General features: G+C 69.4%; 9 protein-coding genes. 6 read left to right on the top strand and 3 right to left on the bottom strand.

Annotated features, from left to right (window positions below; all coding sequences use genetic code 11):
• Nucleotides 1–48 precede the first annotated feature (48 nt).
• A complete protein-coding gene (locus tag FGF04_RS37730; RefSeq protein ID WP_149515903.1) occupies nucleotides 49–690 on the bottom strand; it encodes a TetR/AcrR family transcriptional regulator in 642 nt (213 codons plus the stop codon).
• Between the two features lie 93 nt (nucleotides 691–783).
• Between FGF04_RS37730 and FGF04_RS37735 the strand changes: the two genes are divergently transcribed.
• The 5 genes from FGF04_RS37735 to FGF04_RS37755 all read left to right on the top strand — a co-directional run bounded on the left by FGF04_RS37735 (nucleotide 784) and on the right by FGF04_RS37755 (nucleotide 7,795).
• The gene (locus FGF04_RS37735) at nucleotides 784–3,864 is read left to right on the top strand and encodes an alpha-mannosidase (protein WP_149515904.1); all 3,081 of its coding nucleotides are present in this window, start codon (nucleotides 784–786) and stop codon (nucleotides 3,862–3,864) included.
• A gap of 341 nt (nucleotides 3,865–4,205) precedes the next feature.
• Nucleotides 4,206–4,898 carry an SDR family NAD(P)-dependent oxidoreductase gene (locus tag FGF04_RS37740; RefSeq protein ID WP_328596484.1) on the top strand — a complete coding sequence of 231 codons (693 nt, stop codon included), beginning with the start codon at nucleotides 4,206–4,208 and terminating at the stop codon, nucleotides 4,896–4,898.
• Nucleotides 4,899–5,022: 124 nt separating this feature from the next.
• Nucleotides 5,023–5,913, top strand: a complete 891-nt coding sequence (locus FGF04_RS37745) for a helix-turn-helix domain-containing protein (protein WP_149515905.1) — start codon at nucleotides 5,023–5,025, stop codon at nucleotides 5,911–5,913.
• Nucleotides 5,910–6,263, top strand: coding sequence for a hypothetical protein (locus FGF04_RS37750; protein WP_149515906.1), 354 nt, complete (start codon nucleotides 5,910–5,912; stop codon nucleotides 6,261–6,263). Before FGF04_RS37745 ends, FGF04_RS37750 begins: the two co-directional genes overlap by 4 nt.
• Nucleotides 6,264–6,349: 86 nt before the next feature.
• Nucleotides 6,350–7,795 (top strand): MFS transporter, encoded by a 1,446-nt coding sequence (locus FGF04_RS37755; protein ID WP_149515907.1) that lies wholly within the window; start codon nucleotides 6,350–6,352, stop codon nucleotides 7,793–7,795.
• Between the two features lie 269 nt (nucleotides 7,796–8,064).
• Here the strand turns inward: FGF04_RS37755 and FGF04_RS37760 are convergent, their stop codons facing one another.
• Both FGF04_RS37760 and FGF04_RS37765 read right to left on the bottom strand, forming a co-directional pair.
• Nucleotides 8,065–8,700 (bottom strand): LysE family translocator, encoded by a 636-nt coding sequence (locus tag FGF04_RS37760; RefSeq protein ID WP_149515908.1) that lies wholly within the window; start codon nucleotides 8,698–8,700, stop codon nucleotides 8,065–8,067.
• Nucleotides 8,701–8,796: 96 nt separating this feature from the next.
• Nucleotides 8,797–9,267, bottom strand: a complete 471-nt coding sequence (locus FGF04_RS37765; protein WP_149515909.1) for an aminoacyl-tRNA deacylase — start codon at nucleotides 9,265–9,267, stop codon at nucleotides 8,797–8,799.
• A 126-nt stretch (nucleotides 9,268–9,393) separates the two neighbouring features.
• Between FGF04_RS37765 and FGF04_RS37770 the strand changes: the two genes are divergently transcribed.
• On the top strand, nucleotides 9,394–10,167 hold a 774-nt coding region (locus FGF04_RS37770), incomplete at its 3' end, for a DUF5937 family protein (protein WP_149515910.1).

Here is a 10,167-nt window from a genome sequence, read left to right on the forward strand (position 1 = left end):
GGGCAGGACGGGGCGGTGCAGTGCTGTGCGGACCTGGTCCGCCGGCTGTCAGGTTCCGCTCGGGCCTTCGGCGGTTTCCGGCGCCAGGAGCTGCTCCAGCAGGGCCATGCCGGCCGACATGTCTGCCTCGGTGTCGAGCAGCGCCTGCGTGGACAGGCCGTCCATCGCCGCGACCAGGAGGGAGGCTGCGGTGTCGAGGGGGATGTCGCTGCGTACGGTTCCCTGCTCCCGGGCGGACTGCAGGACGAGCCGGGCCTCTTGCCTGATCGACCGGTATCGCTCGATGAAGAAGTCGCGTGAGTGGCCGTGCCCCGGCTCGAGCGCGCGGGCGACCATGCTGTGCCGCAGGGCCATGAGTCCTGGCGTCTTGAGCACGTAGTTCGCGGACATGGCGGCGAACCCCGGCGCGGTGCCGCTGTCGTGGGCCGCGGCCAGCGCCTGGCGGTCCTTCTCCCGCAGAACCTCCAGGAAGAGTTCTTCGCGGGTCTCGAAGTAGCGGCGCAGTGCGGCATGGCTGACTCCGATGGCCTCACCGATCGCCCGCAGCGACGTGCCCTCGAACCCCAGGTCGGCGAAGACCTCGACGGTGCGGTCGAGGATCTGCTGACGGCGGAGGATCCCCTTCGGGTAGCGCCCGCGGGACCCCTGGCCCGACACCGGCGATGCCTTGCCCTCGGCGTTCTTCGTCATCTCGGCGGCCTTTCCGCGGCTCGGCGTGCAACCGACCCAACCCTAGCGAAGTAAAAAGTTCCACTCGGAGCTTTTTGCTGTTACGGTGCGGACATGTTTGACGACGACACCCAGGCACAGCTCCGCATCGGCAATGTGGTCGGCTCACGGCTGGCCCCGAACCTCTACCGTCGGACCTCGCCGCTGACGGTGACGGCATGGGAGGTACCCGACGAACCCGTCCCCTTCAGCGAGGCCGTCACCCAGGACTTCGAACCGTTCTCGGTCGGGCAGCGGTGGAGCAAGCCCTGGGGCACGACCTGGTTCCACGTCACCGGAGAGGTGCCCGAGGACTGGGGGCATGACGGCACGACCGTCCAGATGCTCGTGGACCTCGGGTTCAGCGGTCTGCTGCCGGCCTTCCAGGCCGAAGGCATGGTGTACCGCCCCGACGGCACGATCCTGAAGGGCATCGAACCCTTCAACCACGTGGTCGACATCGCCCCCGGCCGGGGCACGAGGATCGACTTTTACGTCGAAGCCGCCTCCAACCCCAACCTGCTTGAGCACTTCTTCGTGACGACCCTGGCTTCGGCAGCCGGCGGCGCGCCGCTGCCCTCGGGATTCGCCGCGCCCACCAGGTCCCGCACGGTGCACCTCGGGGACAAGGCCACGGCGGGCACCGACCCGATCTACACCTTGCGCCAACTCGCCCTGGTAGAGCGCGACCTGGCCGTGGACTCGCTCCTCCAGGACGTCTCCGTGCTCATGGGGCTGATGGGTCAGCTCGACGCCGACTCCCCGCGCAGAGCGGCGATCCGCCACGCCCTTGAGCGGATGTGCGACGTCCTCGACCCCGACGACGTCGTCAACACGACCGCGGCGGCCGCGGGCGAACTGCACGCGGTCCTCGGCTCACCCGCGCACTCAAGTGCCCACGCGATCGTCGCGGTGGGGCACGCACACCTTGACTCGGCCTGGCTGTGGCCGACCCGGGAGACCGTCCGCAAGGCGGCACGTACCTTCTCGAACGTGCTGACCCTGATGGACGCGGACGCCGACTTCGTCTTCGCCGCCACCAGTGCCCAGCAGTTCGCCTGGGTCAAGCAGTTCTACCCGGAGTTGTTCGAGCGCGTCCGGGCCCGGGTCCACGAAGGCAGGTTCATCCCGGTCGGTGGGATGTGGGTCGAGAGCGACACCAACATGCCCGGCGGCGAAGCCCTCGTGCGCCAGTTCCTGCACGGCCAGAACTTCTTCCTCCGGGAGTTCGGCGTCCTGTCCCGCGAGACGTGGCTGCCGGACTCGTTCGGCTTCACCGCGGCGCTGCCGCAGATCGCACGCGGCGCCGGCACCGACAGTTTCCTGACACAGAAACTCTCGTGGAACGACACCAACCGGATGCCGCACCACACCTTCCTGTGGGAGGGGATCGACGGCACCCGGATCTTCACCCACTTCCCGCCGAACGACACCTACGGCTCGGACCTCGGCGCGGGTGACCTGGCGAAAGCACAACGGCAGTATGCCGAACAGGGCGCCGCGAACACGTCCCTCACCCTCTTCGGCTGGTCCGACGGGGGCGGCGGCCCCACCCCCGCGATGCTGGCCGCGGCCCACCGCAACCGCGACCTCGAAGGCGCCCCGCGCGTCAAGCTCGGTTCACCGACGCAGTTCTTCGACGAGGCCAAGCAGACGCTGGCCGATCCCGCCGTCTGGTACGGCGAGATGTACCTGGAGACGCATCGGGGCACCTACACGAGCCAGGTCAGGACGAAGCAGGGAAACCGGCGCAGTGAGCACCTCCTGCGCGAGGCCGAACTGTGGAGCGCGACCGCGGCGGTCCAGGGGCTCATCGACTACCCGTACGACGAACTGGAGTCGATCTGGCAGACGGTCCTGCTGCAGCAGTTCCACGACATCCTCCCCGGATCGGCCATCGCCTGGGTGCACGACGAGGCCGAGAAGCTCTACCAGGAGGTCGCGGCGCGCCTGGAGGCCCTCATCGAAACGGCCCAGCGTGTCCTGGCCGGCCACGGCGATGCCCGGGTCGTCTTCAACGCTGCGCCGGTGCCGGCCGGCTTCGCCCCGGCCCTGGGTGCCGTGATCGTGGACTCGGCCCCCGACGACCCCGCGGTCCTTCCGGTCCAGGCCGACGACGGGTATGTGTTGCAGAACGGCCACGTCGCCGCGCGCTTCGACGGCAACGGCCTGCTGACCTCGTTCGTCGACCGGACGACCGGCCGGGACCTCGTCGCACCGGGTCAGGCGGCGTCCGTTCTGCAGATCTTCCGCGACATCCCCAACATGTTCGAGGCGTGGGACATCGACCGCGCCTACCAACGGACGATGACCGAGCTGCGCACTCCGGACGCCGTCGAGATCGTCGACCGCACGCTCGTGGTGAGTCACACCTACGGGAAGTCGTCGATCGTCCAGCAGTACCGGCTGGCGCAGAGCGATCGCGAGCTGCAGATCGAGACGGTCGTCGACTGGCACGAACAGGAGAAGTTCCTCAAGCTCGCCTTCCCGTTGGACCTGCGCGCCGACGAGGCGGCCTCGGAGATTCAGTTCGGTCACGTCCGGCGCCCCACCTTCGTCAACACCTCCTGGGACCACGCTCGATTCGAGACGGTCGCGCACCGCTGGGTGCACGTGGCGGAGGGCGACTTCGGAGCAGTGGTCGCCAACACCTCGACCTACGGCCACGACATCACCCGGACGGTGCGCGAGGACGGCGGAACCACGACGCTGGTACGTGAGTCCCTGCTCCGTGCACCGAAGTACCCCGACCCGGAAGCCGATCAGGGCGTCCACGTCCTGCGCACCGTCCTCGGTGTCGCCGGCGGCGTCCTCGACGCCGCGTCCGCCGGATACCGTACGAATCTGCCGGCGCGAACCCTCAAGGATGCCCGCCGGGGTGTGGAGCCTGTCGTGACGGTCTCCGCTGCCTCCGTGTTCGTGGAAGCGGTCAAACTCGCCGAGGACCGTTCCGGTGACGTCGTCATCCGCGTCTACGAGGCCTCCGGAGCACGCGCCCGCACGACGGTGCAGCTCGGCTTCGCCTTCGAAGCAGCCTGGTCGACCGACCTGCTGGAACGCGCCCTCGACCAGCGGACATGGCACGCGCAAGAGACGATCGAACTCGATCTGCGCCCCTTCGAGATCGCCACAGTGCGCGTCAGCAGGCGCCGCTAGGCACCACCGCCGCGGCCCTGGACGCACCGGGGGAGCGGAGCTCTCCGGCGGCACACCCATACCCGGGCCGCCCTGCGGGTCCTGGGCGCGGCGGTGGTCGTGCTGTGCTGATCCCAGGGGAGTCGGTCAGCGCTCGGTTGCCGCAGCGCTGCCCCAGCTCCTCGGGTGGGGGTAACGCTCCCTCCCACACCGGTCGAAGCGCCCCTACCGTCGATCCCATGAGCAGTCATTCCCACCACTCGGATTCGGGCCACACATGTCCACATCCCACGGCGGACGAGAACGCGACCCCGGGGTGGGCCGCGGTCAGGAGCCGTCCCCTCTCCGGCACGGTCGCCCTCGTGACCGGAGCCAGTAGCGGAATCGGTGAGGGCACCGCGCTCACCCTGGCCGCCCTCGGCGCACGTGTGACCGTCGTGGCCCGTCGCGCGGACCGTCTGGAGGCACTCGTCGAGAAGATCGAAAGTGCCGGGGGCCAGGCCCTGGCCGTGGGCGCCGACATCACCGACGAGGAGCAGGCCCAGGCCGCCGTCGCCCGCGCTGTCGACACATACGGCCGCCTCGACACCGTCGTGGCCAACGCGGGCGTCATGATCCTCGGACCGATCACGGGCGCCGACACGACCGACTGGCGCCGGATGATCGAACTCAACACCCTCGGGCTCATGTACACCGCCCACGCGGCTGCTCCGCACCTGCTCGAAGCGGCGTCCGACGGCCCCCGCGGAGTCAGCGACATCGTCCTGGTCAGCAGCACCGCGGGCCGCATGGTCCGCGGTGGTGGCGGTGTCTACAACGCGAGCAAGTACGCGGTGACCGCCTTCGGCGAAGCCTTCCGCAAGGAGGTCACACAGCGCCACCTGCGGGTCTCGCTCGTCGAGCCCGGCGCGGTGGAGACCGAGCTGCCCCTCCAGAACCGTCCCGACGTCCGGGACCGGATGTACGGCGCTACACCGCGATGGAGTGCCTGCGTCCCACGGACGTGGCGGACACCATCGCCTTCGTCGTCACCAGGCCGCGCCACGTCGCGGTGAACGAGATCCTGGTCCGGCCGACGGAGCAGCAGGAATGACGGGCGTGACGCCGCAGCGCCGGATCGGCCGGGGTGGGTGCAGCGCACCCACGCCAGGGGACCCGGTCCGCATTACTGTCGTCAAGGTGGACAGTGAGAACAAGCTCGGTGAGTACCTCAAGGCCCGACGAGCACTGGTCCGGCCGCAGGACGTCGGTCTGCCCGACGACGGTCCTCGACGGGTGCCGGGCCTCCGGCGCGACGAGGTGGCCCTGCTCGCCGGAGTGAGCACGGACTACTACATCCGGCTGGAGCAGGGCCGGGAACGGCATCCCTCCGATCAGGTGCTGCGGTCGATCGCCGGCGCCCTGCGACTGGACGACGACGCCGCCGTGCATCTGTTCCGGTTCGGCCTGCCGGTGTTCGGGGCGCGGGCAACCGCGTCGCCGACCGCCGCTCCGGAACTGCTCCGGCTGATGGACGGCATGCCGGACGTGCCCGCGTTCCTGGTCGGCGCGGCGCAGGACATCCTGGGCGCGAACGCGATGGCGCGCGAGCTCTACCGGGGGTTCGCCCGGTACGACAACTTGCTGCGCATGATCTTCCTGGACCCGTATGCGAAGTCGTTCTACGGTGACTGGGACGCCGCGTCGCGTCTCGCGGTGAGCAATCTGCGGGCGTCGTCCTCGCAGTTCCCCGCGGACGAACGCATCGGGCGGGTCGTCGGTGAACTGACCTTGCACAGCCCGGCGTTCTCAAGCCTGTGGGCTCGCTATGAGGTACGTCCGCGCACCCGTGAGAAGAAGCACTTCGTGCATCCGCGCGTAGGGGAGCTGCGGCTGCACTTCGAAACCTTCGCAGTCGCCAGTGCCCCTGGACAGCACCTGTCCGTCTACAGCGCCGAACCCGGCAGCGCCGGTCACGACGGCCTGGTCCTCCTGCGACGTCTGGCCGACCAGGCGGCCGCCGATGCGGATGCCGATGCCGAGGACGCCGACGAGGGCACGACTGCGGAGAAGGGTGACACCCGGTCATGAACACCTCCCTCGCCGACAGCGCGGGCACCTACGAGATCGCCGGGAGGAAGATCGTCCGCTTGGGTTTCAAGGAACACCCACTGGGCTGCATGAGGGTGCTGGCCGCCCCGATCCCGGACTCCGACGACCCGGTCTACCGGATGGTGGCCGAGCGTCGCGACATCACCCGCTCCCGTGTCCTGGACAGGGTCCGGCAGGCGACCACGGAAGGTGCGCTGCCGCCGCGGACGGACGCGGAAGCCGTAGTCGGCCTCGTCTACGAGTTCCTCATGGGCATCTCAACTCAGGCACGCGACGGCGTGCCCGCCGAAACGATGCAGCGTTCCGCCGACGCTCTTCTGTCCCTCTGAGGGAAGCAGGCCGAGACGGTCGTTGCCGAGAACAGGGCAAAGCAATGACTTCAACATCAAGTGCGTCCGCCCGGACCTGGGTGGGCGTGGTCACGCTGCTGGCCGGCACGCTGCTGCCGCCACTCGACTTCTTCATCGTCAATCTCGCCATCCCTTCGATCCAGGACGACCTCGGCGGCGGCGACACCCTGGGCCGGCAGATCGTGGCCAGTTACGCTGCCACCTATGCCGTGATGCTCACTCTCGGTGGCCGTCTGGGCGACCTGTACGGACGGCGGCGAGTGTTTCTCGTCGGCCTCGTCGGGTTCGCCCTTGCCTCATTGCTGTGCGGTCTGGCCGGCGATCCCTGGCTGCTGGTCGTCGGGCGCATCCTGCAAGGTCTCACCGCCGCGCTGATGGCGCCGCAGTCGCTGGCCCTCATCCGCGCGAGCCTCGACGGCCGGGACCAGACGATCGCCCTCGGCTTCCACGGCGCGACCTTCGGACTCGCCGCGGTCATCGGCCAGTCCTTGGGCGGCCTCCTCGTCACCGCTGACGTCTGGGGCCTGGGCTGGCGGGCCATTTTCTTCATCAACTTGCCAGTCGCGGTCCTGGGCCTGCTGGGCAGCCTGTTCCTGCATGACCCGCACACCCGAGGTGCAGAAAAGCTTGACATGATCGGTGCCGTCTTCCTTTTCGCCGGCCTTGTCGGGATCGTCATCCCGCTGCTTGAGGGGCAGGCCCTGGGCTGGCCCTGGTGGTGCTTCGTTGTGTTGGTCGTCGCGGGCGGCGTGCTGCACGGGTTCTGGCGCTACGAATCCACCTTCGACGGCAACCGGTCCCGCGGGCGTCACATCACGCCATTGGTGCCGCCCCGGGCCGTCACCGCGCCGGGCGTGCGAATCTCCTTGGTGGCGGTCGCCCTGTTCTACTCGATCGCTGCCTTCTTCCTCGTCTTCTCCGAACACGAACAGGCTGTCGGCCGCACTCCGCTCCAGGCGAGCCTGGACATCCTGCCGCTGGGCATCGGCTTCCTGGTCGGGCCACTGACCGTTCCGTACCTCATGCGGATCATGCCGCGCCGGATCGCGGCACTCGGTCTGTGCCTGGAGACCATCGGCTTCCTCGCCTTCGCCGGGCTCGTCGCCGCATTCGACCAGACCTCTTGGGCCGCCGCACCCCTGGCGCTCATCGGCTTCGGCCAGGGGCTGGCCCTGCCTTCGCTGATCCGCATCACGGTGACACACATTCCGCGTGCGTTCGCCGGCCTGGCCAGCGGTCTGGTCACCGCGACTCTTCAGATCAGCGCTGCCCTGTCAGTAGCGATCATCGGCGGCATTTTCTTCACGGCCGCCGACGCGTACGGGTCGACCCCAGCCATCACCGCAGTGTCGATCCTCATCGCCGTGCTGCTGTTCGTCTCCTCTCTGCTGTCGCTACGGGCTGAGCGGGTCCCCTCCCTGGAGACTTCTTCGAAGATCGTTGACGCACATGGTCCTCAGCCGTCTGAAACCAAAGAAGCACAGGCTCTTTCCCAGGTACAAGATCAGTAAATGCTGACTTCCCATGGCAGAGCTGCACGCCGAGACGCGTACCGAACAGAGGCTTGCCGAGGACACTGAACGCCGAGGACGACGCCGCCGTCGGCCGGCTCCGCGCCGAAACCACGAGATCCAGGACGAGGATGTCGCCCGTCTGTCCCCGCTCAAGCACCGCAACTTGCTCGGCTTCTACAGCTTCACCGCCTCGATCCTGGCAGCCGGCGGTGGGGGAGCCGGGGCGCTCGCACCGCCGGACGCACGGGGCGGACGGTGCAGCGGGGTCAGTGGCGGGTGGTGGCGACGGCGAGCCCGAGGCCGATCAGTGCGATGCCGCCCGCGCCGCCGATCATCGACAGGCGCCGGTCGGAGCCGACGAACCAGGTCCGGGCCGCCACGGCACCCAGGCCCCAGACGGTGTCGCAGACCAGGCCGATCCCGGCCGGGATCAGGCCGAGGACCATCATCTGCAACGGGATGTTCCCCGCGGCGTGGTTCACGAACTGCGGCAGGACCGCGGCGAAGAAGACCAGGCCCTTGGGGTTCGTGGCGCCCACCAGCAGGCCGTCCAGGACGGTGCGCAGATCACCGCGCCGTTCGCCCTCCCCGGTCGTCAGATCGGCGCGCAGCCGGTCACGGTGGCGGTACGCCTGGACGCCGAGGTGGACGAGGTACACGGCGCCGGCCAGCCGCACGGCGGTGAACACGGTGGTCGAGCTCTGGACCAGGGCGCCGACGCCGAGTGCGACGGCGAGGACGAGGGCGTAGCAGCCCAGGAGGTTGCCCAGGACGGTGGCGAGCGCGGTGCGTCGGCCGTGCGCGAGGGCGCGGCCGACGACGAACAGGACGCTCGGGCCGGGGATCGCGATCACGACGAAGGACATCGCGGCGAACGCGAGAAGGCTTTCCGTCTTCACCATGAGCTGGGACTTCCTGATCTGTGCCGCGCAGCCGGCGAAGGGCGGTGCGGTGGTGTGAGCAGTGACGAGAGGTGGGCCCGGCGCGCAGGTGGACGGCTACCGGGAAAGGACGCCCACCTGGGCGCGGGGGAGGCGGGCCAGGTCGGCGGAGTTGATCTGGAGGGTGCGGTCGGCCGATCCGGCACCGCAGTAGACGATCCGGCCCGGGTCGACGACCGCGGCATCGATCAGGCACGGCACCCCGGGCCGGTGGCTGACCGGCGGCACGCCACCGGGCACCAGGCCCTCCGCGGCGAGCAGGCCGGCGTCCGCCGCGCGCAGCCGGGAACGACTGGTGCCCGAAAGAGCCGCCAGACGGGCGAAGTCCACCCGGTCCTGCGCCCGCAGCACCACGAGCAAAAGTGGGAAGTCCGACGTGGCGAAGGCGAGCGTCTTCACCGCCTGCGACCAGGGGAAGGGCAGGGCCTGACGCTCGGCGACACTGTGCGCGGCGGCATGCTCGTGGACGGTGTACGGGCAGCCGGCGGAGTCCAGTACGACCTGCCAGGGCGCTTCGGGCGTACTCATGGAGTCACCTGCAGCCTTTGCTCGGAACGGAGGGGGAGTGGACCTGCGGCCGGACGGCGCGCGATCCGGTCCTGAGCCTGGCCGGGACGACCGGTTCCGATCAACTGATTGTGAAATCCTGCAATCGTGATCACCCTGCGCTTCGCCGAGACGGCCGAGGAGGACATCGCCTTCTCCGTCTCCCCCCTGCTCGAAGCCGCCCACTCCTGGCACGTCCTCACCGACCCCGGCCACCACGCCCTGCACGTCCCCTGGGTCAGGCGGTGCCGCCGCCTGCCCGCCGCCCTGCGCCGGCGTATGCGCGGGCACGACTTCGTCGTGGCCGACTACATCCCCGCCCTCTTCGAAAGCCGCGCCGGTGATCACGACGCCGACTTCGCGGACCAGCTCGCGGCCGTACGGGGCCTGCCGCCCGCTCTGCTGGCCGCCGAACTCACCCGAACGCTCGTCGACACCACCCGCCACACCGGCGACGACCTCGTCGACGACCGCGCCACCCGCGACGCGGTGCTCACCGACTACCGCACCAGCGACCCGAGCCGGGCGGCACGCCTGGAGCGCATCCTCACCGACCCCCTTCCCGTCCTCGACGAGGCGCTCACCGTGCTGGAGGACTACTGGGACGCCGCCTTCGCCCAGGAATGGGAACGCATCGAGCCCTCCTTGTACGAGTCGATCACCCGCTCAGGCGCCCGGATCGCCCACCACGGCCTGTTCCCGATGCTCCGCACCCTCGCTCCCCAGATCCGCGTGGACCCCGGCCGCCGGACCCTGCGCCTCGACCGTCCGCACGACCACGACATCTCCGTCACACGCGATCACCTCGTGACGTTCACCGCCAGCCACTACGTCTGGCCCCACGTCCGCGTCACCTGCGACGCCCCCTGGCCCCTGCGGATC

The sequence above is a fragment of the Streptomyces apricus genome (genome assembly GCF_008369065.1).
Taxonomy (GTDB): Bacteria; Actinomycetota; Actinomycetes; order Streptomycetales; family Streptomycetaceae; genus Streptomyces; species Streptomyces apricus.

What these genes read in the sequence shown, in the direction of transcription:
- FGF04_RS37760 (WP_149515908.1), bottom strand. Translation starts at nt 8,700, where the DNA reads ATGGTGAAGACGGAAAGCCTTCTCGCGTTCGCCGCGATGTCCTTCGTC.
- FGF04_RS37730 (WP_149515903.1), bottom strand. Translation starts at nt 690, where the DNA reads ATGACGAAGAACGCCGAGGGCAAGGCATCGCCGGTGTCGGGCCAGGGG.
- FGF04_RS37765 (WP_149515909.1), bottom strand. Translation starts at nt 9,267, where the DNA reads ATGAGTACGCCCGAAGCGCCCTGGCAGGTCGTACTGGACTCCGCCGGC.
- FGF04_RS37735 (WP_149515904.1), top strand. Translation starts at nt 784, where the DNA reads ATGTTTGACGACGACACCCAGGCACAGCTCCGCATCGGCAATGTGGTC.
- FGF04_RS37750 (WP_149515906.1), top strand. Translation starts at nt 5,910, where the DNA reads ATGAACACCTCCCTCGCCGACAGCGCGGGCACCTACGAGATCGCCGGG.